Below are 23,661 nucleotides of genomic sequence, written 5' to 3'. Positions count from 1 at the left end.
ATCCTACGGCAAATCGCGCCGTCAAACCTGCATGATCTCAACTTCCTTGGCCCTCAAGGCCTCGTCGATGCGCTTGATCGCCGCGTCGGTGTCCTTCTGGACTTCGGTTTCCATCTTTTTCTGCTCGTCCTGGCTGATCTCGCCGGCTTTTTCGGCCTTCTTGAGATCCTCATTGGCGTCTCGGCGGACATTGCGGACGGCGATCTTTTGCTGCTCGGTGTATTTGCCGGCCAGCTTGGCGAGGTCCTTGCGGCGTTCCTCGGTCAGTGGCGGTACGGGGATGCGAAGGGTCTGGCCGTCGACGATCGGGTTCAGCCCCAGGCCGGCGGCGCGGATGGCCTTTTCGACCGGGCCGACCATCGACTTGTCCCAGACATTGACCGAGATCATCCGCGGCTCGGGCACGCTGATGGCGGCGACCGAGTTCAGCGGGGCGTTGGAGCCGTAGGCCTGCACCTGCACGGGATCCAGCAGGCCGACGTTGGCCCGGCCGGTGCGCAGGCCGTTGAACTCTTCCTTCAGGGCGGACACGGACTTGTCCATGCGCTCGCGATAGGTTTTCAGATCAGGCTTGGCCATGGTCGTTTCTCTCGCGTTTTCTTGGCTTTGTCGGCTCAGGCGGCTTTTTTGGACGAGATGACCGTAAAGGTCCCCTCCCCCGTCAACGTCCGGCGCAGCGAATTGTCTTCCCGGATCGAGAAGACCACGATCGGAATGCCCGAGTCACGCATCAGGGCGATGGCCGAGGCGTCCATGACCTTCAGGTCCTTGGCCAGCACATCGTGATAGGTCAGGGTCTCGTAGCGGGTGGCGCTGGCGTCCTTCTTGGGATCGGCGGTGTAGACGCCGTCCACGCTGGTGCCCTTCAGCAGGGCGTCGCAGCCCATTTCAGCGGCCCGCAGGGCGGCGCCCGAGTCGGTGGTGAAGAAGGGCGCGCCGACGCCGGCGGCGAATATCACCACCCGGCCCTTTTCGAGATGACGCAGGGCCCGGCGCCGCACATAGGGCTCGGCCACGGCGTTCATCGTCAGGGCGCTCTGCACCCGGGTCTGGACGCCGATCTTCTCCAGCGCCGCCTGCATGGCCAGGGCGTTCATCACCGTGGCCAGCATGCCCATATAGTCGGCGGTGGCCCGCTCCATGTCGCCGGCGGCCTTGCTCAGTCCCCGGAAGATGTTGCCGCCGCCGATGACGAGGCAGATCTCGACGCCCTCGCGCGCCACGTCGGCCACGGCCTGGGCCACGCCGGCGACGGTCTTCATGTCGATGCCATAGGCCTGATCACCCATCAGCACCTCGCCCGAGACCTTCAGCAGGATGCGTTTGTAGAGAAACTCGGGGGGGGCGTCGGGCATGGGAAGACCTTGGGCGGAGGATTCGGCTTCTTATAGGGAGAGGGCGAGCCGGTTCAAAGGCCCACAAATCCGCTCATCCCGGCGAATGCCGGGACCCAGATGCCAAAGCAAAGGAAGTCGGACAGGAAACAAGCGGCGCTTTGGCAGGATCGGGTCATACGATCCGGGTCCCGGCATTCGCCGGGATGAGCGGAATTCGTTTTACAGCCTCAGAATGATGGTCTCGACGATAGGCCGCCGATCCCAGATCTGCTGGCTGGCCTTCTTCAGCGCGCGCGAGACGGCCTGTTCGATGACCATCTCGTCCTCGAGGGCCGCGCCCTTCAGCTTGTTGACCGCCTGTTCGGCGCGTTCCGCCAGGTCGTCGAGGGCGTCGCCCAGCGGCGATTCCGCGTCGCCCGGCAGGCCGATGGCGCGCACGTCGATGTCGCTGACGATCTTGCCGCGCTTGTCCATGGCGAAGCTGACGATCAGCACGCCGTTGGTTGAGGCGTGACGCCGCTCATGCAGGGCCTCGCCCTGTTCGGTGACCAGACGGCCGCCATCGACATAGAGTCGACCGCTGGGAACCTCGTCGATAATGGCCGCCGGTCCGGGGGCCAGGCGCACCATGTCGCCGTTGCGTGGCGACACCGTCTCAGGCACGCCGATATCCTTGGCCAGATTGACGTGCTCGGCCAGATGCCGGCGCATACCGTGGGTCGGCACGGCGATCTGTGGCCGGGCCCAGGCGTACATCTGACGCAGTTCGTCGCGGCATGGGTGTCCCGAGACGTGGATGCCGGGATGGTCCTTCTCGGTGTAGAGGCGCACCCCGCGATCCGCGAGCTTGTCCTGCAGACGGCCAATCGACAGCTCATTGCCGGGGATGACCCGCGACGAGAACAGGCAGTGATCGCCCTTGCTTAACTTGATGTAGGGATGGGTGCCCTCGGCCACGCGCGACAGGGCCGCCCGGGCCTCGCCCTGACTGCCGGTGCATAGATACAGGATTTCATCCGCCGGCCAGACGCGGGCCTCCTGCTCCGACAGGAAGGGTTTGATGTCCTGCATCATGCCCACGTGTTTGGCCGCCGAGGTGATGCGGTGCATCGAACGGCCGGCGAGGGATACACGGCGTCCGGCAGCCTCGGCAGCGCGGATGACGCTGTCCATCCGCGCGACGTTCGAGGCGAAACATCCGACCGCGATCCGGCCCTTCAGTCCGCCAATCAGTTCGATCAGGGCGTTGCGGACGCCGCCTTCCGACCCCGCCGAACCCTCGACGAAGACATTGGTGGAATCGCAGACCATGGCCAGCACGCCCTCGTCCCCGAGGCGGGTGATGGCGCCGGAGTCGGTCACCTGGCCGATGATCGGATCGTCGTCGATCTTCCAGTCGCCGGTGTGCAGCACCGTGCCGAGCGGAGTCCGGATCGCCAGGCCGTTCGGCTCGGCGATCGAATGGGTCATGGTGACCATCGTCACCTGGAACGGGCCCAGGTCGATGGTTCCGCCCAGCGGCACCTCGATCAGCGTCACCTGATCCAGAATGCCCGCCTCGCGCAGCTTCTCGCGGATCAGGAAGGCGGTGAACGGGGTGGCGTACAGCGGCGCCTTCATGCGCGACCACAGCCAGCCGAGGGCGCCGATATGGTCCTCGTGGGCGTGGGTCAGGACGATGCCGCGAATGGTCTCGCCGTCGAGGAAGGCGGGGTCGGGCACGATCACATCGACGCCGGGCGTCGACAGGTCGCCGAAGGTCACGCCAACGTCGACCACGATCCACTCGCGGTTCGCCTCCGGCCCGTAGCCGTAGAGATTCAAATTCATACCGATCTCGCCCGACCCGCCCAGCGGCAGGAAGACGAGTTCGTCACTGGTTTTCTTTTTCATGCGTCCTTTAGATGGTGTTCCGCCGCCAGATTTCGAGCAGGCCGCGGATAGTCAGGTCCGGATCGAACCGGTCGATTGAATCAGTTGCGCCTTCAAACAGGCTGGCGACGCCGCCGGTGCCGATAACGGTCATGGGCTTGCCCCACTCCGCCTTGATACGTGCGACCATGCCCTCGATCAGGGCGACATAGCCCCAGAAGACGCCGGACTGCATGTTTGAGACGGTGTCCTTGCCGATCACCCGGTCCGGTCGCTGGATGGCGATGCGCGGCAGCATGGCCGCCGCCTCGTGAAGCGCCTGAAGGCTCAGATTGATCCCCGGGGCGATGGCGCCGCCCTCGAAGGCCCCGTCGGCGGCGATGACGTCGAAGGTCGTGGCCGTGCCGCTGTCGATGACGATCAGGTCGCCGGGATACATCAGATGCGCCCCGATGGCGTTGACCAGCCGGTCGGCGCCGGCCTCGCTGGGTTTGGTGATCCGGGACGTCATGCCCAGCTCGACATTGTCGCCGATCACCAGCGGCTCGACCGACAGATAGCGGCGCGACAGGTTGCGCAGGTTGAAGATCGACTGCGGCACGACGCTGGAGATGATGCAGCCGTCCAGCTGGCCGATCGCCAGCCCGCGCATGGCCAGCAACTGGCTCAGCCAGACGGCGTATTCGTCGGCCGTGCGGCTGCTCTCCGTGGCGGTGCGCCACTGGGCGATCCAGTCGCTCCCGTCATGGACCGCGAACAGCGTATTGGTGTTGCCCTGCTCGATCGCCAGCAGCATTACGCGGCCTCCCCGAAGAAGACGTCGCCGGCGGAGATCAGCCGCAGGCTCCCGTCCGCCAGCCTCAATTTCAGCGCGCCGTCGGGCGCTACGCCCTCGGCCGTGCCCTCGACCGTCTCGCGCCCCAGCCGCGCCACGGCGGGCCCGTCCAGCCCCGGCGTCCGGGCCTGCCAGGCGTTGAGGATCGGCTGGAACCCCAGCGCCTCCCACCGCTCCATCCAGACCGCGAAGGCCTCGGCCAATCGGGCCGCTGCGGCCTCGACCGTCGGCGCCGCCGTCACGTCCCCGCGCAGGTGGTGGACCAGCGCCGTCGCCGGTCGCTCGGTCCCCTCGGGCGCACGTGCCAGATTAACCCCGATCCCGATGGCCAGCCACAGCCCGCCGCTCTCATGCGCCCCGGACTCGACCAGCACGCCCGATGCTTTCTCGCCGGCCAGCATGACGTCATTCGGCCATTTGATCGTCACCAGCGACGCCGGCGCATACGCATCCAGCAGGTCGGCGATGGCGAGGGCGGCCACGAACGTCACCTGCGCCGCTTCGGCGGGATATTTTCGGGTCAATTGCAGCAGGGTGGAAAACAGGTTTCCGTCCTGGCTTTCCCATTGCCGCCCACGCCGTCCGCGGCCCTCGGTCTGCCGCCGCGCGACGATCCACAGCGGGCCGGTCTCGCCCGCGTCCGCGCGCCGGCGGGCCTCCGCATTGGTCGAGTCGGTCTGGTCGAGCAGCAGGATGGGCGCGGCGGGCATCCGCCCCTACCCGGCTCCGAAGCCGGTCGCGGCCCTCGCGGCGAAATGGTCGATCCAGCCGATGGCGACGATGACCAGCGGGAAGGAGAAGGCCGCCGAGGCCCAGGCGATGGTCTTCGCCTCGACCGGCGACGCATCCGTCGGCCCCACGCCCTCGGGCGTTGGATCGAACCACATCAGTTTGATGATGCGCAGATAGTAGAAGCCCGCCACGACCGAGGCGACCAGACCGGCGGCTCCGACCATCCAGTAGCCGGCGTCAGCGGCCGCGCCGAAGACATAGAATTTGGCCCAGAAGCCCGCCAGCGGCGGCATGCCCAGCACCGACAGCGACAGCACCGTCAGCGCAATGGCTGTTAGAGGCTTGTCCTTCCGCAGACCGGCCAGATCAGCGATCTTGCGGATCGGCCGTCCGCCGCGCGACAGCGACAGCAGGATGGCGAAGAAGCCGAACTGGTCGATGACATACAGGGTCATGAACACCAACATGGCCTGAACGCCCGCCGTGGTCCCGGCGGCGATGCCCAGCAGGGCGTAGCCGATGTTGGCGATCGACGAATAGGCCAGCAGCCGCTGCAGGTCCTTCTGCACAAGACCACCGAACGCGCCGACCGCGAAACTGATCAGCGAGATCAGGATCAGCACCTGCGCCCACTGGTCGTGCGACCCTGCGAAGGCGCCCTCCAGCGTCCGCGCGATCAGCACCATGGCGGCGACCTTGGGGGCGGTGGCGAACAGGGCCACGACCGGCGTCGGCGCGCCCTCATAAACGTCAGGCGTCCACATGTGGAACGGCGCGGCCGAGACCTTGAAGGCCAGGCCGCAGATCAGGAACACCAGACCGAAGATCAGCCCCGTCGATTGGTTGGCAGCGGCGTATGCGGCGATCTCGTCGAATCGCATCGAGCCGGTGAAGCCGTAGATCAGGCTGGCGCCGTAGAGCAGCAGGCCGGACGACAGGGCGCCCAGCACGAAATACTTCAGCCCCGCCTCGGACGCCTTCAGGTCGTCGCGGTGGAAGGCGGCCAGCACATAGAGGGCCAGCGAATGCAGCTCGATGCCGACATAGAGCGAGATCAGGTCTCCCGACGACGCCATCATCCCCATGCCGGCCGAGGCCAGCACGATCAGGATCGGATATTCAAACCGGGCGATCCGGGTCCGCGCCATCCAGCCGTCGCCCAGCACGATGGCCACGGCGCTCGAGAGGAAGATCAGGGCCTTGCCGTAGACGGCCAGGGGATCGGCTACATAGGCGCCGTTGAAGGCCTGGCCCAGCGGGCCGGTGACGGTGACCGCGGTCGCGGCGACCAGCAGGCCGACCGACAGGATCGAGATGAAGCGCGCGCTCTTCTCGCCCATGAAGGCGCCGAGCATCAGCAGCACGAGACCGCCGACCGCGAGCGTGCTCTCGGGGGCGGACAGGCGCAGGGCGAAATCAAGATCTGGCATCATCGTCTCACCCGCCGATCGCGGCGCGATAGGTGGTCGTCAGGGCCTCGACCGAGGCGGCGGTGTAGTCCAGCACCAGACCGGGCTGAACGCCCAGCCACAGGGTGCCGATGATCAGCGGCGCGAAGATCAGCAGTTCCCGCTTGTCGACGTCGGTGATCGCCTTCATCGCCGGATTGGTGATCTCGCCGAACATGACGTTGCGGTACAGCGTCAGCGCATAGACCGCCGAGAAGATCACCCCCGAGGCCGCGAACAGCGCCGTCCAGGTCGAGACCTCATAGATGCCGACCATGGTCAGTATCTCGCCGATGAAGCCCGAGGTGCCCGGCAGGCCGACGTTGGCCATGGTGAACAGCATGAAGATGGCCGCGAACCACGGCATCCGCGCGGTCAGGCCGCCGTACAGGGCGATCTCGCGGGTGTGCATCCGGTCATAGACCACGCCAACGCAGAGGAAGAGCGCGCCCGAGATCAGGCCGTGGCTCAGCATCTGGAACACCGCGCCCTGCACGCCCTGATCATTGCCGGCGAAGATGCCCATGGTCACGAAGCCCATGTGGGCCACCGACGAATAGGCGATCAGCTTCTTCATGTCCGTCTGCCGGAAGGCGACCAGCGAGGTGTAGACGATGGCGATGGCCGACAGGGTGAAGACCAGCGGCGCGAAGGTTTGCGACGCCTGCGGGAACATGGGCAGGTTGAACAGCAGGAAGCCGTAGCCGCCCAGCTTCAGCAGGATGCCGGCCAGGATGACCGAGCCCGCGGTCGGCGCCTGGACGTGGGCGTCGGGCAACCAGGTGTGCACCGGCCACATCGGCATCTTGACCGCGAACGAGGCGAAGAAGGCCAGCCAGAGCAGCGGCTGGGCCTCGGCGGAGAAGGCGTATTCCTTGAGCGCCGGAATGCTGGTGGTGCCCGTCTCGGCCGCCATCCACAGCATGGCCAGCAGCATCAGCACCGACCCCAGCAGGGTGTAGAGGAAGAATTTGTACGAGGCGTAGATCCGGTTCGCCCCGCCCCACACGCCGATGATGATGAACATCGGCACCAGGGTGCCTTCGAAGAAGATGTAGAACAGAAACAGGTCCAGCGAGGTGAACACCCCGATGACCAGCGTCTCCAGCACGAGGAAGGCGATCATGTAGTCGACCACCCGGTCCTTGATCGTGGTCCAGCTGGCGAGGATGCAGATCGGCATCAGGAAGGCGGTCAGCAGCACGAACAGGATCGAGATGCCGTCGACGCCCATGTGGTACTGGGCGCCCACGAACCAGACATAGCGCTCGACGAACTGATAGGCGGCGCTCGACGGATCGAAGGTCGCGACCAGCACGGCCGAGACAGCCAGGGTGACCACGGTCGTCAACAGGGCGATCCAGCGCGCAGCGCCGTCGGCCCCGGCCTTGTTGAACAGGCGCGCCAGCAGGATCAGGCCGGCGCCGACGAGCGGCAGGAAGGTGGCGACGCTGAGGATATAGGGGATCTGGGGCAAGATCAGGCTCCCCACGCATAGATGGCGAAGGCGAGGAAGCCGGCCAGACCGAGCAACATCACGAAGGCGTAGAAATAGACATAGCCGGACTGGAAGCGGCTCAGGCCGCCCGCGAATTTCCGCGACAGCCACGCCATACCGTTGGGCCCGCCGCCGTCGATGATCTTCACGTCGCCGACCTTCCAGAACAGGTCGCCGACCGCCTTGGCGCCCTTCACGAACACGACGTCATACAGCTCGTCGAAATACCATTTGTTGTAGAGGAAGGCGTGGACCACACCGCCGCGATCGGCCATCCGGCGCGCCATGCCTTCCTTCATCACATAGAGCCAGAAGGCCGCGAAGGTGCCGATCAGCGTCAGGACCAGCGGCGACCACTTCACCCAGGTCGGGACGGAGTGGCTGTCGTGCAGGACATGGTTGGTCTCGGCCACGAAGATCGCTCCACGCCAGAAGCCATGCTCGTGATCGCCGATGAACCAGGGCGCGAAGACGAAGCCGGCGGCGATCGCCCCGAGCGCCAGAAGCAACAGCGGAACCAGCATCACCCACGGGCTCTCGTGCGGCTTCAGCGGGCCGTGATGCGCGTGGTCGTCATGGGCGTGCCCATCTTCCGCGTGACCGTCGGCGATGGGCTCCGAATGGGTTTCCAGCTGGGCATGCGAGGCGTGGTCGTCATGCGCGTGGTCATCGTGATGCACGTCTTTCCACACCGGCTTGTTGTGGAAGGTCATGAACACCAGACGCCAGGAATAGTAGGCGGTCAGGCCGGCGGCGAGGATGCCGACGAAGAAGGCGAACAGCCCCATGGCCGAATGGCCGCTGGAGAACGAGGCGAAGGCGCTCTCGATGATCGAGTCCTTGGAATAGAAGCCCGCCAGACCGCCGACGCCGGGAATACCCAGGCCGGTGATGGCGATGGTCCCGATGGTCATGACGGCATAGGTCACGGGCAGCAGCTTCCACAGCCCGCCCATCTTCCGCATGTCCTGCTCGTGATGCATGCCGTGAATCACCGAGCCGGCGCCGAGGAACAGCAGGGCCTTGAAGAAGGCGTGGGTGAACAGGTGGAACATGGCGGCCTGATAGGCGCCGACGCCTGCCGCGAAGAACATGTAGCCGAGCTGCGAACAGGTCGAATAGGCGATGACCCGTTTGATGTCGTTCTGGGCCAGACCGACGGTGGCGGCGAACAGGGCTGTCACCGCGCCGGTAAGGGCGATGATGGCCGAAGCGACCGGGGCGTATTCATAGATCGGCGACAGCAGGCAGACCATGTAGACGCCGGCGGTGACCATGGTCGCCGCGTGGATCAGCGCCGAGACCGGGGTCGGGCCCTCCATGGCGTCCGGCAGCCAGGTGTGCAGGAAGAACTGGGCCGACTTGCCCATGGCGCCGACGAACAGCAAGGCTCCGGCGAGGTCGAGCGCCGACCATGTGTGGCCGAGGAAGTCCCAGCCCGTGCCCGCCTTCGAGGCGATCATGGGGAACAGTTCGGCGAACTGGATGGTGCCGAACATCCAGAAGACGGTCAGGATGCCGAGGGCGAAGCCGAAGTCGCCGACGCGGTTGACCACGAACGCCTTGATGGCGGCGGCGCTGGCGGTCGACTTCTTGTACCAGAAGCCGATCAGCAGATAGGACGCCAGCCCCACCCCTTCCCAGCCGAAGAACAGCTGCATGAAGTCGGCGGCGGTGACCAACGCCAGCATGGCGAAGGTGAACAGCGACAGATAAGCGAAGAAGCGCGGCTTGTCGGGATCCTCGGCCATATACCCCCACGAATAGAGGTGGACGAGCGAGGACACGCTGGTGACCACGACCAGCATGACCGCCGACAGGGCGTCGATGCGGATCGACCAGACCGACTGGAAATCACCGACATTGATGAAGGGGAACAGCTCGACCGTGAAGGCCTCGAGACCGCCCCAGGTCCACTGGCTGAACACGATCCAGGCGACGGCGCAGGAGAAGAACAGCAGGCCGGTGGTGATGGATTTGGAGACCAGGTCGCCGAGCCGCCGGCCGCTCAGGCCGACGATAATCGCGCCGAGCAGCGGGGCGAAGACGCCGAGGGTGACGAGAAGCACGAGATCCACGGTCAGCCCTTCATCACGGAGGCGTCGTCAACCGCGATGTCGCCGCGGTTGCGGAAGAAGGTCACCAGAATGGCCAGACCGACGGCGGCTTCGGCCGCGGCGACGGTCAGGACGAACATGGCCATGATCTGCCCCTGCACGTCGTTCAGATAGGCCGAGAAGGCGACGAAATTGATGTTCACGGCCAGCAGGATCAGCTCGATCGACATCAGGATGATGATGACGTTCTTGCGGTTCACGAAGATGCCGAAGACGCCGATGGTGAACAGGATCGCGCCCACCGCCAGATAGTGCTGCAGGGTCACTTCCATCAGACCAGATCCTCGGGGGTGACGCCGGCGCCGGTGGTCACGGACTTGACCTCCATGGCGGTCTTCGCATCGCGGCCGACCTGGCGGGCGACGTTCTGGCGCTTGACGTTGGGCTTGTGACGCAGGGTCAGGACGATGGCGCCGATCATGGCGATCAGCAGCACGATCCCCGCCGCCTGGAAGATGTAGACATAGTCGGTGTAGAGCACCCGCCCGATGGCCTCGACATTGGACGCGTCAGCGGTGGCGGCGACCGGCCCGGTCGCATCAGCGGCGGCGCCGCCGCTGACCACGGCCAGCGAGATCATGATCATCTCGGCCAGCAATATGCCCGCGACAATGGCCGCCAGCGGCAGATAGCGGGCGTAGCCCTCGCGCAGGCGCACGAAGTCGACGTCCAGCATCATCACCACGAACAGGAACAGCACCGCGACGGCGCCGACATAGACGACGACCAGCAGCATCGCCAGGAACTCCGCCCCGAGCAGGACGAACAGCCCCGCCGACGAGAAGAAGGCGAGGATCAGCCAGAGCACGCTGTGCACGGGGTTCTTCGCCGTCACGACCATCAGGCCGCCCAGCACGGCCACAGCCGACAGAAGATAGAAGGCCAGGCCTTGCAAGAGCATCGCGCGATCGGCTCCTCACGCTTTGCCGGCGAGCGAGGCGGCGGCCAGCGGACGGTTCAGACAAAACCCGAAACCCGGCGCGCGAATCCCGCCCGGAAAGCCTCGGAAAGCGCGCGACTTCTAACCGCCGCCGGGGCCTTTGCAAAGACCGAATGCGACGACCGATTGCCGCTCGGCGACGCCTTGTCCATCGGGGCTCGCGCGCCCAGTTTGATTGCGAACCAAAGGGACCGTCATGAGCGAAGAGCGCGACTATCTGCTGGGCACCCACGACGCCGAGGTCGAACGCCTCGGCCTGCAGCATCGGGTGTGGCGTCCGCGCGTACTGGACGCCTGGCGCAGGGCCGGAATCACGGTGGGCTCGACCGTCATCGACGCCGGCGCCGGCCCCGGCTGGGCCAGTCTGGATCTGGCCGAAATCGTCGGGCCCGAGGGCCGGGTGAAGGCGCTGGAGCGGTCAGCACGGTTCGTCGAGGTCCTGAACCGCTCGGCCGCGTCGCGTGGCCTGCGCAACATCGACGCCGCGACCGTGGACCTCGTCACCGATCCCCTGCCGATCACCGGCACCGACGCCTTCTGGATTCGTTGGGTTCTGGCCTTCGTCAACGATCCGGCCGCCGTCCTGGCCAAGCTGCACGCGGCCCTGCGCCCCGGCGGCGTGGCTGTGATCCATGAGTATCTGGACTACGGGACATTCTCGATCCTGCCCGACCAGCCGGCCATCGAGGATTTCAAGCAGTTGGTCGTCGACGACTGGCGCGCCTCGGGCGGCGAGCCTGACATCGGCCGCTTCCTGCCCGCCCTGCTGCCCGCAGCGGGCTTCCGCATCCGCTCGATGCAGCCCCTCGTCGAGACGGTGCGCAAGGGCGATCTCGTCTGGCAGTGGCCGGCGACCTGGGGGCGCAACTATCCGCGCCATCTGGTCGAGGCCGGCAAGGTCGATCAGGCCTGGGCCGATCGCGTCACCGCCGCCTTCGACGCCGCCGAGGCCGATCCGGACGCGGTTATCATCACCCCGATGGTGCTGGAGATCATCGCCGAGAAGGTATGACGGGTCACCGGTACGGCGCGTCGATCTCCAGATTCCTCGCGATCAGTCGCTCCCAGCGGTCGCCGTTGGCGAGCAGCCGGTCCTTGTCATAGAGCAGCTCTTCCCGCGTCTCGACGGTGAACTCCGAGTTCGGGCCCTCGACGATGGCGTCGACCGGGCAGGCTTCCGCGCACAGGCCGCAGTAGATGCATTTGACCATGTCGATGTCGTAGCGGGTCGTGCGCCGGCTGCCGTCGGCGCGTGGTTCGGCCTCGATGGTGATGGCCTGGGCCGGGCAGATGGCCTCGCAGAGCTTGCAGGCGATGCAGCGTTCCTCGCCGTTGGCGTAGCGGCGCAGGGCGTGCTCGCCCCGGAAGCGCGGCGACTGCGGATTGCGCTCGAACGGATAGTTCACTGTGGCCTTGGGCCGGGCCATGTATTTCAGCGACAGGCCGATCGCGCCGACGGCGTCGATCAGAAGCGCACCCTTCGCGGCCTGGACGAGACGGTTCAACATTACTGGCTGGCTCCGGTGCGCGGGCACTCGCGGGCGTAACGCTCGCTCTGTTGGTCCATGGTTGCACAGCGGCGCAGGCGCTCGGCCTCCTGCCGCTCGATACGCTCCTGCCGCTGCTGCCACTGATACGGCGAGACCGGCTCGGGCTCATAGGGAGCGCAGGCCGACAGCGTCGCGGCGGCCAGCAGAAGGGTCAGGATCCGGCTCATGCACCCACCGCGAACACGCGCCAGGCGGCGACCACGACGACGCAGACCAGCGAGGTCGGCAGGAAGATCTTCCAGCCCAGACGCATCAGCTGGTCATAGCGGTAACGAGGCACAAAGGCCTTCACCAGGGCGATCATGCAGAACCAGAACACGGTCTTGCCCAGGAAGGTGACCAGATAGATCCCCTGCTCCAGCCAGCCCGGCAGGGCGTCCAGCCAGTCCTGCGGCACGCCGGGGTTCCAGCCGCCGAAGAACAGCAGGGTGATCATGGCGCACATGAAGACGATGTTGGCGTATTCGCCGATCATGAACAGCAGGTAGGGGGTCGAGGAATATTCGACCTGATAGCCGGCCACGAGCTCGGACTCGGCCTCGGGCAGGTCGAACGGCGGGCGGTTGGTCTCGGCCAGGGCCGAGACGAAGAAGATGATCGCCATCGGCCACATCACCACGATCAGCGGCCATGTCCCGGCCCCGCCGCCGAAGGCGAACCAGTTCCAGAACATGCCCGACTGCTGCGTCACGATCGAGGTCAGGTTCATCGACCCGGCCAGCAGGATGACGTTGATGATCACCAGACCGATGGAGACCTCATAGGACACCATCTGCGCGGCGGACCGCAGCGATCCCAGGAACGGATACTTCGAGTTCGAAGCCCAGCCGCCCATGATGATGCCGTACACGCCCAGCGAACTGATCGCGAAGATGTAGAGGATGCCGACGTTGAGATCGGAAATAACCCAGCCGGGTGCGAACGGAATGGCCGCCCAGGCGACGAACGCCAGGGTGAAGGTCAGCAGCGGCGCCAGCAGGAACACCACCTTGTCGACGCCAGCCGGGACGATGATTTCCTTCAGAACGAATTTGAAGAAGTCGGCGAACGACTGCAGCAGGCCGAACGGCCCGACGACGTTCGGCCCTTTGCGCATCTGCACGCCGGCCCAGATTTTCCGGTCCGCCAGCAGCAGGAAGGCCAGCGAGATCAGGATGCCGACCGTGACCAGCAGGATGCCGCCGGCGGTGATCAGCAGCCACCCGACCGGGCTGGTCCAGAAGGTCGGCGGAATCTGACCCCACAGCCAGACCGCCAGGAAGGCGAGGCCGGCGGCCACAGCGAGGCCGACCACCGTCAGGAAGATGGTCGCCAGCGGGTTGGAGCGGTGTTTCACGACGTCGGTCATCGCTTACTCCGCCGCCATCGCGACCGGGGCGATCCGCTGGGCGGACAACTCGGCCATGGTCACGCTGGCGCGCGTAATCGGGTTGTTCAGATAGGGGTCGCGCACCGCCGAAACGAAGGCGCTGTCGCCCAGCTCGCCCTTCCGGCCCAGCGAACCGACATCGAACGACGCCGGCGCCGGCAGATAGTCGATCCGGCCGAACGTCGGGTGGTCCGCCATCAGCTTGCCGCGCAGGGCGTCGAGCGTGTCGTACGGCAGGGTCTGACCGACCAGCGCCGACAGGGCGCGCAGCACGGCCCAGTCTTCCTTGGCCTGGCCTTTCGGGAAGACGACCCGTTCGGCCATCTGCACCCGGCCCTCGGTGTTGACGTACAGGCCCGACTTTTCCGTATAGGCCGCACCCGGCAGGATCACGTCGGCGCCATGAGCGCCCCGGTCCCCGTGGCTGCCCAGATAGACCCGGAAAGCCTTGGACTTCGACAGGTCAATCTCATCGGCGCCGAGCAGGAACAGCACATCCAGCGCGCCCTTGGCCGCCATCTGCGCCGCCGTCTTGCCGCCCTCGGCCGGGACGAAGCCCATGTCGAGGCCGGCCACCCGCGACGCCGCGCTGTGCAGCACATTGAAGCCGTTCCAGCCATCGGTGACCACGCCGACCTTCTTCGCCAGCATGCCGAGCGCGTTCAGCACGGCTGCGCCGTCCGGGCCTGACACGGCGCCCGAACCAATGATGATCGCCGGCCGCTCGGCCTTGCTCAAGAAGTCCATCGCCGCCTTGGGCAGTTTGGCCAGTGTTTTCGAACCCGCGCCCAGCCAACTGTAGTCATAGGTCAGGTTCGCCTGCTCGCCGATCAGACCGATCCCGGTCTTGCCGCCCAGCCACGCCTTGCGCAGGCGGGTGTTCAGCAGCGGCGCCTCGGTGCGCGGATTGGCGCCCACGATCAGCACGGCGTCGGCGTTCTCGACGCCCGCCAGGCCCGAGTTGAACAGCCAGCCCTCGCGCGGCCCATAGCCCAGCGCCGAGCCGTCCTGACGGCAGTCGGTATTGGCCGAATCCAGCGCGCGGAACAGGTCCAGCGCCGCCTTCATCGACTCCGCGTCCTGCAGGTCGCCGGCGATGACGCCGATCCGGTCGGCCGGGGCGGCGTTCAGCTTGGCCGCGACAACGCCCAAAGCCTCTTCCCACGACGCGGCGCGCAGCTTGCCGTTCTCGCGCACCCAGGGCCGGTCCAGCCGCTGGCGTTGCAGGCCATCGACGGCGTACCGGCTGATGTCCGACAGCCACTCCTCGTTGATGCCCTCATTGACGCGCGGCAGGATGCGCATGACCTCACTGCCCTTCGCATCCGCGCGGATGTTGGAGCCGAGGGCGTCCATGACGTCGATGGTCTCGGTCTTCTTCAGCTCCCACGGACGATAGTGGTACTGCCACGGCCGGTGGGTCAGGGCGCCGACCGGGCACAGGTCGTTGACGTTGCCCGACAGTTCGCTGTCGACCGCCTTCTCGAGATAGGTGGTGATCTCGGCGTCCTCGCCGCGCGAGATCATGCCGATGTCCGGCACGCCCGCCACTTCCGTCACGAACCGCACGCAGCGGGTGCACTGGATGCACCGTGTCATGAAGGTCTTGATGGTCGGACCCATGTTCTTTTCTTCAACCGCGCGCTTGTTCTCCGCATAGCGGGAGCCGTCGCGGCCATAGCCGACCGACTGGTCCTGCAGGTCGCATTCGCCGCCCTGGTCGCAGATCGGACAGTCCAGGGGGTGGTTGATGAGAAGGAACTCCATCACCCCTTCGCGCGCCTTCCTGACCATCGGCGTGTCGGTGAAGATCTCCTGGCCCTCGGCGGCCGGCAGGGCGCACGAAGCCTGCGGCTTCGGCGGTCCCGGCTTCACCTCGACCAGGCACATGCGGCAGTTGCCGGCGATCGACAGCCGCTCGTGATAGCAGAAGCGCGGGATCTCCTGTCCGGCGCGTTCGGCGACCTGGAGCACGGTCATCCCGGGCTCGAACTCGACCTCTACGCCGTTGACTTTCGCGATGGGCATTCGCCGCGACCTCTGCGTTCTTACAAGCGGACCGGATCAGAACCAGGACTTGTTCCCCGCGACATAGTCGCGGTGGAATTCGCCGTCGGATTTGACCAGGTAGATGATGAATTCGATGAAGGCGATGACGCCGACGATGAAGGGAATAATGCCGAAGGTGATCCAGCCGATCGTCCCGCCCAGCAGCATGAGCACCCCGGCGGTTGTCTTGCCGAGGTAGAATTTGTGGATGCCGAGCCAGCCGAGGAAGAAGGCGAGCAGGGCCGCGACGATCCGGTTCTTGTCGCCCGACAGATTCAGCGAGGCCCCGGCGATGACGTAGATATTGGTCGCCACGCCGTCGGCGATCTCGAAATCGACCTGCGACCCCGGAAATGCCTCCCGCGCGCCGCCCATCAGGCTGCCCCGCGTGAAGGTATAACGCACGCCGTCGTCGCCGCTGATCAGACCGGAGCCGGTGTAGTCGTCGTAACTCAGAACCTTGCCGCGCATCAGCCCCGCCCTTGATCGTCTGCGACCGCGCCGCTGTCAGGCAGGGTCTGGTTGATCGTCACAGTCTCGCCGTCGAGCACGAACCGCGTCACCGGATCGCCGGCCTGGTCCATCCAGCGGTCGTCAATGGGGCTGGTACGATCCGCCGGCTTCCAGATGACGAGATCGCCATCGACCCGGCACTGGGCGCGGCGGCGTCCCCCGTCGACCGGCGCGCGCCACGAAACATGGGCGATGGGGCCATTCAGCGCGTCGATGGTGATCGAGTTTTCATCCTGCCCGTGGATAGCCGCAAGACCGGCGCGGCAGACCCGGCGCAGATCGGCGTCGGTCAGGGCGACGGGCGCGCGGGGCTCGGCGTCAAGGGCCGGGCTCGCGGCCGGGACCGTCTCCTCCGGCGTCGGCGCCGCCTTTTCGGATTCAGCGTTGCAGGCCGCCAGCGAAAGGAGCGCCGCCGCCCCCAATCCCGTCATCCTCGGGCTTGTCCCGAGGACCCATTTGTCCGTCGCACGAGCGCGCGAAAGCCCTGACGCCCGTGCCGGAGCGCCATGGGTCCTCGGGACAAGCCCGAGGATGACGGAGAAAATGGGGTGATCCTTCATCCCTACTCCGCCGCGATCGCATGACCGGCGAAATTCGCGCGGCGGCTGCGGTAGGAGGAGATGCGCTCCTCGATCTCGTGACGGAAATGCCGGATCAGCCCCTGTACCGGCCAGGCGGCGGCGTCGCCGAGCGCGCAGATGGTGTGGCCCTCGATCTGGGTCGAAACGTCCAGCAGCAGGTCGATCTCGGTCGGATCGGCCTCGCCGACCGCCATCCGCTCAAGCACCCGCCACATCCAGCCCGTGCCTTCGCGGCACGGCGTGCACTGGCCGCAGCTCTCATGCTTGTAGAAATAGCTGATGCGGGCGATGGCGCGGACCAGATCGGTCGACTGGTCCATGACGATTACCGCCGCCGTGCCGAGGCCCGACTTCATGTCGCGCAGGCTGTCGAAATCCATCAGCGCGACTTCGCTCATCTCGCGCGTGATCAGCGGCACCGACGATCCGCCCGGGATGATGGCCTTCAGATTGTCCCAGCCGCCGCGCACGCCGCCGCAATGGTCTTCCAGCAGCTGGCGCAGCGGGATCGACATCGCCTCTTCGACATTGCACGGCCGGTTCACATGGCCGCTGATCGACATGATCTTGGTGCCCGTGTTGTTCGGCCGGCCGAAGCCCGCGAACCATTCGGCCCCGCGGCGCAGAATGGTGCCGACGACCGCGATCGACTCGACGTTGTTCACCGTGGTCGGGCAGCCGTACAGGCCGGCGCCGGCCGGAAACGGCGGCTTCAGTCGCGGCTGGCCCTTCTTGCCCTCGAGCGACTCCAGCAGAGCCGTCTCTTCACCGCAGATGTAGGCGCCCGCGCCGTGGTGGATGTAGACGTCGAAATCCCAGCCGTGGACGTTGTTCTTGCCGATCAGCTTCGCCTCATAGGCCTGTTTGACCGCCGCCTCCATGCGCTCGCGTTCCAGCACATATTCACCGCGCAGATAGATGTAACAGGCGTGGGCCTGCATCGCGAAGGAGGCGATCAGGCAGCCCTCGATCAGCAGCTGGGGATCATGGCGCATGATCTCCCGGTCCTTGCAGGTCCCGGGTTCGGATTCGTCGGCGTTGACGACCAGATAGTGCGGCCGGTCCTTCACCTCCTTCGGCATGAAGGACCATTTCAGCCCCGTGCCGAACCCCGCGCCGCCGCGTCCGCGCAGGCCCGAGTTCTTGACGTTGGAGATGATCCAGTCGCGCCCGAGGTCGAGCATGTCCTTCGTGGCGTTCCACGCGCCGCGCGTCTTCGCCCCCTCCAGCGTCCAGTCATGGAAACCGTACAGGTTGGTGAAGATGCGGTCCTTGTCTTCGAGGATGCCGACCATGGTTCAGTTCGTCTCCCGCATGCGGTGGCGGTGATAGCGGGTGCGCAGGAAGATGGCGGCCAGCATCAGGGCCCAGCCGAGGGCCAGGGCGGCGTAGCCGACCCACTGGACCGCCTCGGCCGCACCGCCCGCATAGCCGGCGCCCCAGACGGCGATGGCGCCGAGGATGACCAGAGCGAACCCGCCCAGTCGCTGGTTGCGACCGACCGAGCGCAGCTCGGCTCGGTAGGCCGCGATCTTCGCCTCGTCGGTCAGATCAGGCCGGCTCATCCCGTCACCGGATCAGAGTTTGGCAGCTTTTCGATCTTCTTCGCCGCCGAGCCGTCATAGAGTTGGGGATCGGTCAGGGTCAGGGCCCCGCCTTCCGGTTCCGAACTGGTCCGGCCGACGCGGCTGCCCGGTTTCGGCTTCTTGCCGGCGGCGAAGTCGTCGATGATCTGCGCCATGCTGTCGGCGGTCAGGTCCTCGAAATAATAGTCGTTGATCTGGGCCATCGGCGCATTGGCGCAGGCGCCGAGACACTCGACCTCCTGCCAGGTGAAGCGGCCGTCGGCGCTCAGCACGTCCTTGGGCCCGATCTTCTTCTTGCAGACGTCCATCAGCTCGCCGGCGCCGCGCAGCATGCAGGGCGTGGTGCCGCAGACCTGGATCAGAGCGGCCGAGCCGACCGGCTCGAGCATGAACATGGTGTAGAAGGTCGCGACCTCCAGCACCCGGATGTAGGGCATGCCCAGCAGGTCGGCGATGGCGCGCAGCGCCGGCTCCGGGCACCAGCCCTCCTGCTTCTGCACCAGCCACAGGATCGGGATCACCGCCGACTGGCGGCGGTCGGCGGGGTATTTGGCGATCCACCAGTCGCACTTCGCCTTGGTCGCCTTCGAGAAGGCGAACGAGGCCGGCTGTACCTTGGCGAGACGACGAACGCTCATCGTGTCCAAAACTCCGTCATCCTCGGGCTTGTCCCGAGGACCCATTGTCCCGCCGCATGGACGGATGAAAGTTGTGCGCCGAAGGCTCGGACGCACGTTGAGATCTTGCCCTGGTCGGCGCCATGGGTCCTCGGGACAAGCCCGAGGATGACGGGGTTGGGGTGGGCCGGGATCATCGCGCCCTCCCCATCCAGCGGCCGAGCCGCTCGCTCCACACCACGCGCCCGGCGTCGCGCAGATCGCGCAAAAGCCACGACATCGGCGGCAGGAAACGCACGGCCATCTGGCCCGCGAAGATTGCGCCGCTCATCCAGACGAGCGAACGCAGATTGGCCTCCCAGAACCCCCGACCCTCTTCCAGATAGCCGAGCCGGTAAGCGCCGCGCACGAAGGTCACGCCCGCCAGGCCCGGGGCGGCGACCACGGCGCTGGCCAGAGCGAATTTCAGCCCGCCCATGATGGCGCGCCGCTTGGGCGAGAAGGCAAACTGAATCGCGACGGCGAACGTCAGCAGCCCGGCGAACGCAATCGCCTGCAGTTGGGTGAAGATCGGATCGACGGCGAAGGCGGTCACCGGGCCGCCTCCGTCGCGGCTGGGGTCCTCTGGAACGGCAGATAGTCGGCCCGCCCGATCAGGCAGTTCTGCACCCGGTAGATCACCACGCCGCGTGCTGACCCCTGCGCGCTCGAGATCGCCTCGTCGTCGATGACGTATTCGCCCGAGACAATGCGCGTCTCGATGACGACTTCCGCTGGTCCCCTCGCTGCGAAGGCCTGGGCATAGCGCGCCTGAATGGCTTCGCGTCCGCTGAACGTCACCACGCCCGGATGGTCCGTCATCACCGCATCGGCGGCATAGTGCGACGCGAACGCCTCCGCGTCGCGCGCGCGCCATGCGGCGAGCTGCTGGTCGATGACGGCGGCGGGATCGCAGTCGAACATCACCGGTCCACTTCCCCGAACACGATGTCGAGCGACCCCAGGATGGCGCTCACGTCAGCCAGCATGTGGCCGCGGTTCATCCAGTCCATGGCCTGCAGCGAGCGGAATCCGGGGGCCGAGATCTTGACCCTGTACGGCTTGTTGGTGCCGTCCGAGACCAGATAGATGCCGAACTCGCCCTTGGGCGCCTCGACGGAGGCATAGACCTCGCCCTCGGGCGTACGGAAGCCCTCGGTATAGAGTTTGAAGTGGTGGATCAGGGCTTCCATCGACCGCTTCATCTCACCGCGCCGCGGCGGGACGATCTTGTTGTTCTCGGTCATCACCGGCTCGCCGGGGCAGTTGCGCAGTTTGTGGATGCACTGCTCCATGATGTGAACCGACTGCTTCATCTCCTCGATACGGCAGAGGTAACGGTCCCAGCAGTCGCCGTTCTTGCCGACGGCGATGTCGAACTCGAGGTCGGCGTAGCATTCGTACGGCTGCGACTTGCGCAGGTCCCACGGAATGTCCGAGCCGCGCAGCATCACGCCGGTGAAGCCCCACTCAAGCGCCTGCTGTTTCGACACCACGCCGATGTCGACGTTGCGCTGTTTGAAGATGCGGTTCTCGGTGACGAGAGACTCAATGTCCTTCAGCGCCGCCGGGAACTCCGCGCACCAGCGACCGATGTCATCGATCAGGTCGTTCGGCAGGTCCTGATGGACGCCGCCAGGCCGGAAATAGTTGGCGTGCAGACGGGCGCCCGAGGCGCGCTCGTAGAACACCATCAGCTTCTCGCGTTCCTCGAAGCCCCACAGCGGCGGCGTCAGGGCGCCGACGTCCATGGCCTGGGTGGTCACGTTCAGCAGGTGCGAGAGGATGCGGCCGATCTCGGAATACAGCACCCGGATCAGCTGGGCCCGGTAGGGCACGTCCACGCCCAGCAGTTTCTCGATGGCCAGGCAAAAGGCGTGCTCCTGGTTCATCGGCGCGACATAGTCGAGGCGGTCCAGATAGGGCACGTTCTGGAGGTAGGTCCGGGCCTCCATCAGCTTTTCGGTGCCGCGATGCAGCAGGCCGATGTGCGGGTCGACGCGGGTGACGAGCTCGCCGTCCAGCTCCAGCACCAGGCGCAGCACGCCGTGGGCGGCCGGGTGTTGCGGACCGAAATTGATCGTGAACTTCCGGTCGTCCAGCGCGCGGGCGTGGTCGGTCAGGCCGTCATCGAAGATGTCGGTGGCGCCGATCGGCGTCTGGGGGGCGTGGCCGTCAGCCATCAACGGAATCCTCGTCGTGCAAACGCCCCTTGCGGGTCAGCGCCACCAGCCAGCCCAGGGCCAGCGTCAGCACGCCCATGCCCGAGACCGCGGCGGTCGAAAGCTCCCAGTTGCCGGTCAGCACCGCCAGCGCCAGCGGCGTCGACAGCAGCACCGCCGAGGCGCCGAGCAGCGCGCTCTGCAGCTCGCCGGCCGACAGCCGACGGATCCCTGCCCCGACCGCCAGACAGACCACGGCCACCATGATCGCCACCCCCAGCGACTGCAGCTGCGCCGGCTCCACCTCGGGCGCCCGCGTGAACCAGCCGGTCAGCCGCGCCCCGAGCGTGAACAGGAAGGCCGTCGAAAAGGTCACCAGAAAGAAGGAAGAGGCCGATCGGATGGCGGTGCGGTTCATGGTCATGCTCCACCCTTTGGCGGCGGCGCGGCCGAACCGGCCACGGCCTTCTCGTCGCCGGGCAGGATCGTCGCCGGATATTCGGCGCCCTCCCATGGCGACAGGAAATCAAAGTTCCGGAATTCCTGGGTCAGTTTGACGGGTTCGTACACAACCCGCTTCTGCTCCTCGTCGTACCGGACCTCGACATACCCGGTCATCGGGAAGTCCTTGCGGAGCGGATGCCCCTGAAAGCCGTAGTCGGTCAGCAGCCGGCGCAGGTCGGGGTGGCCCTCGAACAGCATGCCGTACATGTCGAACGCCTCGCGCTCGAACCAGTCGGCGCAAGGGAAGACGCCCACGGCGCTGGGCACAGGCTGGACCTCGTCGGTCGTCAGCTTGACCCGCACGCGCGCGTTCCGGGTCATCGACAGCAGGTGATAGACGACCTCGAACCGCTCCTCGCGATCAGGGAAGTCGACCCCGCAGATGTCCAGCAGCTGCTGGAAGCCGAACCGGTCCTTCAGCGCCGTCAGCACCTCGAGGATGCTGTCGCGGTCGGTGATCAGCGTCAGTTCGCCGAACGCTATCTGGGCCTCGACGCCCAGGGCCCCGACCATCTCCGCCCCCAGCGGCGTCAGGGCGGTCTCGAGTTCCTGGATACGGGCGAGCGCGTTCATCGGTCGATCGTCCCGGTGCGGCGGATCTTCTTCTGCAGCTGCAGCAGCCCGTACAGCAGCGCCTCCGCCGTCGGCGGACAGCCGGGGACATAGACGTCCACCGGCACAATGCGATCGCAACCGCGAACAACACTGTAACTATAGTGATAATACCCGCCACCGTTAGCGCATGAACCCATCGAAAGTACGTAACGCGGGTCCGGCATCTGATCGTATACTTTACGAAGCGCGGGAGCCATCTTGTTGGTCAGGGTGCCGGCCACGATCATCAGGTCCGACTGACGCGGGCTGGCGCGCGGGGCCATGCCGAACCGCTCCATGTCGAAGCGCGGCATGGACGCCTGCATCATCTCGACGGCGCAGCAGGCGAGCCCGAAGGTCATCCACATCAGCGAACCCGTCCGGGCCCAGTTGATGACGTCATCCAGCGAAGTGGTGATGAAGCCGCGCTCGCCCAGTTCGGCGTTCACGGCCTCGAAGAATTTGTCGTGGATGGCCGGGTCATAGCCCTCGACAGACGAGCGGGCGCCGGTGTTGAACATGGTCGTGCTCATCGGCCCGGCCAGGCGCGAGGACGCCGGCCCCACGGGCGAAGCGCCCTGGTTGCCGACGCCGATCAGCGGCACGGTATTGGTCGTCACTCCCATTCGAGCGCGCCCTTCTTCCATTCGTAGATGAAACCGACAGCCAGCACGCCGAGGAAGACCATCATCGACCAGAAGGCGAACACCATGCCCGAGCGCGACAGATCGAACATCGACACCGCCCAGGGGAACAGGAAGGCCACTTCCAGATCGAAGATAATGAACAGGATCGACACCAGATAGAAGCGTACGTCGAACTTCATGCGCGCGTCGTCGAAGGCGTTGAAGCCGCACTCATAGGCCGACAGCTTCTCGCTGTCCGGGTTCTTCGGGGCCAGCACCCAGGCCGCCAGCATGAAACCGACGCCGAGCGCCGCCGCGATCCCGAGAAAGATCACGATCGGCAGATATTCGAGCAGGAATGCGTTCATCCGGAAGGGACCTTGTCCGCCGTCAAAGGGAGGGGCGGATTCGGCGCTTTCTAGCCTTGGAACCGCGCCCGTTCAAACCCATGTGACGAAAGGTTTTTCTTGCGAACGGTTCGCAACCCTGCCGCCCCTTCGACGGGGCTCTGCGCAGGCCCCTGACGCGACCGAAAAACTGTCGCGGGCCGCGGCTTCGTCGCTTGACAGTGCGAGCCCCCCCCGCCTAAACGACGCCCCTCGCCGCGGAGCACTGCTTCGCGTCGGGAGTACGCGGGTGTAGCTCAGTTGGTTAGAGTGCCGGCCTGTCACGCCGGAGGTCGCGGGTTCGAG

Annotated in this window: 27 protein-coding genes; 1 reads left to right on the top strand and 26 read right to left on the bottom strand. The window is 66.1% G+C overall.

The window, feature by feature from the left end:
- Nucleotides 1-21: 21 nt before the first annotated feature.
- From frr to ACTIEW_RS09455, 10 genes are all read right to left on the bottom strand, one after another.
- On the bottom strand, nt 22-579 hold the full coding sequence (gene frr / locus ACTIEW_RS09500) for a ribosome recycling factor (protein WP_292064570.1): 558 nt from the start codon (nt 577-579) through the stop codon (nt 22-24).
- 35 nt (nt 580-614) lie between these two features.
- Nucleotides 615-1,355, bottom strand: coding sequence for a UMP kinase (gene pyrH, locus ACTIEW_RS09495; protein ID WP_439477669.1), 741 nt, complete (start codon nt 1,353-1,355; stop codon nt 615-617).
- A 201-nt stretch (nt 1,356-1,556) separates the two neighbouring features.
- Nucleotides 1,557-3,230, bottom strand: coding sequence for a ribonuclease J (locus ACTIEW_RS09490; RefSeq protein WP_439477668.1), 1,674 nt, complete (start codon nt 3,228-3,230; stop codon nt 1,557-1,559).
- A 7-nt stretch (nt 3,231-3,237) separates the two neighbouring features.
- Nucleotides 3,238-4,005: a type III pantothenate kinase gene (locus ACTIEW_RS09485; protein ID WP_439477667.1), complete on the bottom strand. Its 768-nt coding sequence runs from the start codon at nt 4,003-4,005 to the stop codon at nt 3,238-3,240.
- Nucleotides 4,005-4,754, bottom strand: a complete 750-nt coding sequence (locus ACTIEW_RS09480; RefSeq protein ID WP_439477666.1) for a biotin--[acetyl-CoA-carboxylase] ligase — start codon at nt 4,752-4,754, stop codon at nt 4,005-4,007. Before ACTIEW_RS09480 ends, ACTIEW_RS09485 begins: the two co-directional genes overlap by 1 nt.
- Before the next feature lie 6 nt (nt 4,755-4,760).
- The gene (gene nuoN, locus ACTIEW_RS09475) at nt 4,761-6,206 is read right to left on the bottom strand and encodes an NADH-quinone oxidoreductase subunit NuoN (protein ID WP_439477665.1); all 1,446 of its coding nucleotides are present in this window, start codon (nt 6,204-6,206) and stop codon (nt 4,761-4,763) included.
- 7 nt (nt 6,207-6,213) lie between these two features.
- Nucleotides 6,214-7,692, bottom strand: a complete 1,479-nt coding sequence (locus ACTIEW_RS09470; RefSeq protein WP_439477775.1) for an NADH-quinone oxidoreductase subunit M — start codon at nt 7,690-7,692, stop codon at nt 6,214-6,216.
- An 11-nt stretch (nt 7,693-7,703) separates the two neighbouring features.
- Nucleotides 7,704-9,800: an NADH-quinone oxidoreductase subunit L gene (gene nuoL, locus ACTIEW_RS09465; protein ID WP_439477664.1), complete on the bottom strand. Its 2,097-nt coding sequence runs from the start codon at nt 9,798-9,800 to the stop codon at nt 7,704-7,706.
- Between the two features lie 2 nt (nt 9,801-9,802).
- Nucleotides 9,803-10,111: an NADH-quinone oxidoreductase subunit NuoK gene (gene nuoK, locus ACTIEW_RS09460; RefSeq protein ID WP_439477663.1), complete on the bottom strand. Its 309-nt coding sequence runs from the start codon at nt 10,109-10,111 to the stop codon at nt 9,803-9,805.
- The gene (locus ACTIEW_RS09455; protein WP_439477662.1) at nt 10,111-10,740 is read right to left on the bottom strand and encodes an NADH-quinone oxidoreductase subunit J; all 630 of its coding nucleotides are present in this window, start codon (nt 10,738-10,740) and stop codon (nt 10,111-10,113) included. Before ACTIEW_RS09455 ends, nuoK begins: the two co-directional genes overlap by 1 nt.
- Before the next feature lie 235 nt (nt 10,741-10,975).
- Here ACTIEW_RS09455 and ACTIEW_RS09450 point away from each other — a divergent pair, with 235 nt between their 5' ends.
- Nucleotides 10,976-11,791, top strand: a complete 816-nt coding sequence (locus tag ACTIEW_RS09450) for a methyltransferase domain-containing protein (RefSeq protein ID WP_439477661.1) — start codon at nt 10,976-10,978, stop codon at nt 11,789-11,791.
- Nucleotides 11,792-11,795: 4 nt separating this feature from the next.
- Here ACTIEW_RS09450 and nuoI read toward each other — a convergent pair whose 3' ends face one another.
- The 16 genes from nuoI to ACTIEW_RS09370 form a co-directional block, all read right to left on the bottom strand.
- The gene (gene nuoI, locus ACTIEW_RS09445; protein WP_439477660.1) at nt 11,796-12,287 is read right to left on the bottom strand and encodes an NADH-quinone oxidoreductase subunit NuoI; all 492 of its coding nucleotides are present in this window, start codon (nt 12,285-12,287) and stop codon (nt 11,796-11,798) included.
- Nucleotides 12,287-12,496 carry a hypothetical protein gene (locus ACTIEW_RS09440; protein ID WP_439477659.1) on the bottom strand — a complete coding sequence of 70 codons (210 nt, stop codon included), beginning with the start codon at nt 12,494-12,496 and terminating at the stop codon, nt 12,287-12,289. The genes nuoI and ACTIEW_RS09440 overlap by 1 nt, the downstream gene beginning before the upstream one ends.
- On the bottom strand, nt 12,493-13,677 hold the full coding sequence (gene nuoH / locus ACTIEW_RS09435) for an NADH-quinone oxidoreductase subunit NuoH (RefSeq protein WP_439477658.1): 1,185 nt from the start codon (nt 13,675-13,677) through the stop codon (nt 12,493-12,495). The genes ACTIEW_RS09440 and nuoH overlap by 4 nt, the downstream gene beginning before the upstream one ends.
- Before the next feature lie 3 nt (nt 13,678-13,680).
- Nucleotides 13,681-15,726 carry an NADH-quinone oxidoreductase subunit NuoG gene (gene nuoG, locus ACTIEW_RS09430; protein WP_439477657.1) on the bottom strand — a complete coding sequence of 682 codons (2,046 nt, stop codon included), beginning with the start codon at nt 15,724-15,726 and terminating at the stop codon, nt 13,681-13,683.
- Nucleotides 15,727-15,762: 36 nt separating this feature from the next.
- A complete protein-coding gene (locus ACTIEW_RS09425) occupies nt 15,763-16,218 on the bottom strand; it encodes a TM2 domain-containing protein (protein WP_439477656.1) in 456 nt (151 codons plus the stop codon).
- Entirely contained in the window at nt 16,218-16,691 is a 474-nt protein-coding gene (locus ACTIEW_RS09420; RefSeq protein ID WP_439477655.1) for a hypothetical protein, read from the bottom strand. Before ACTIEW_RS09420 ends, ACTIEW_RS09425 begins: the two co-directional genes overlap by 1 nt.
- Before the next feature lie 131 nt (nt 16,692-16,822).
- Nucleotides 16,823-18,136 carry an NADH-quinone oxidoreductase subunit NuoF gene (gene nuoF / locus ACTIEW_RS09415; RefSeq protein WP_439477654.1) on the bottom strand — a complete coding sequence of 438 codons (1,314 nt, stop codon included), beginning with the start codon at nt 18,134-18,136 and terminating at the stop codon, nt 16,823-16,825.
- Nucleotides 18,137-18,139: 3 nt separating this feature from the next.
- Nucleotides 18,140-18,406 carry a hypothetical protein gene (locus tag ACTIEW_RS09410; protein ID WP_439477653.1) on the bottom strand — a complete coding sequence of 89 codons (267 nt, stop codon included), beginning with the start codon at nt 18,404-18,406 and terminating at the stop codon, nt 18,140-18,142.
- Complete coding sequence (nuoE, locus tag ACTIEW_RS09405) at nt 18,403-19,065, bottom strand: NADH-quinone oxidoreductase subunit NuoE (RefSeq protein ID WP_439477652.1); 663 nt, start codon at nt 19,063-19,065, stop codon at nt 18,403-18,405. Before nuoE ends, ACTIEW_RS09410 begins: the two co-directional genes overlap by 4 nt.
- Nucleotides 19,066-19,237: 172 nt before the next feature.
- Complete coding sequence (locus tag ACTIEW_RS09400; protein ID WP_439477651.1) at nt 19,238-19,639, bottom strand: hypothetical protein; 402 nt, start codon at nt 19,637-19,639, stop codon at nt 19,238-19,240.
- Nucleotides 19,636-20,007, bottom strand: coding sequence for an SgcJ/EcaC family oxidoreductase (locus tag ACTIEW_RS09395; protein ID WP_439477650.1), 372 nt, complete (start codon nt 20,005-20,007; stop codon nt 19,636-19,638). The genes ACTIEW_RS09400 and ACTIEW_RS09395 overlap by 4 nt, the downstream gene beginning before the upstream one ends.
- Nucleotides 20,007-21,266, bottom strand: coding sequence for an NADH-quinone oxidoreductase subunit D (locus ACTIEW_RS09390; protein ID WP_439477649.1), 1,260 nt, complete (start codon nt 21,264-21,266; stop codon nt 20,007-20,009). The genes ACTIEW_RS09395 and ACTIEW_RS09390 overlap by 1 nt, the downstream gene beginning before the upstream one ends.
- Entirely contained in the window at nt 21,259-21,663 is a 405-nt protein-coding gene (locus ACTIEW_RS09385) for a hypothetical protein (RefSeq protein ID WP_439477648.1), read from the bottom strand. Before ACTIEW_RS09385 ends, ACTIEW_RS09390 begins: the two co-directional genes overlap by 8 nt.
- A gap of 2 nt (nt 21,664-21,665) precedes the next feature.
- The gene (locus ACTIEW_RS09380) at nt 21,666-22,322 is read right to left on the bottom strand and encodes an NADH-quinone oxidoreductase subunit C (protein ID WP_439477647.1); all 657 of its coding nucleotides are present in this window, start codon (nt 22,320-22,322) and stop codon (nt 21,666-21,668) included.
- Complete coding sequence (locus ACTIEW_RS09375; protein ID WP_439477646.1) at nt 22,319-22,990, bottom strand: NuoB/complex I 20 kDa subunit family protein; 672 nt, start codon at nt 22,988-22,990, stop codon at nt 22,319-22,321. Before ACTIEW_RS09375 ends, ACTIEW_RS09380 begins: the two co-directional genes overlap by 4 nt.
- Nucleotides 22,960-23,337: an NADH-quinone oxidoreductase subunit A gene (locus ACTIEW_RS09370; protein ID WP_439477645.1), complete on the bottom strand. Its 378-nt coding sequence runs from the start codon at nt 23,335-23,337 to the stop codon at nt 22,960-22,962. Before ACTIEW_RS09370 ends, ACTIEW_RS09375 begins: the two co-directional genes overlap by 31 nt.
- Between the last annotated feature and the right edge of the window lie 324 nt (nt 23,338-23,661).

The sequence above is a fragment of the Brevundimonas sp. genome (assembly GCF_051860745.1).
In the GTDB taxonomy this organism is placed as follows: domain Bacteria; phylum Pseudomonadota; class Alphaproteobacteria; order Caulobacterales; family Caulobacteraceae; genus Brevundimonas.
Note: the sequence above shows the minus strand (reverse complement) of the source record. Positions and strands in the feature narration are given on the sequence as shown.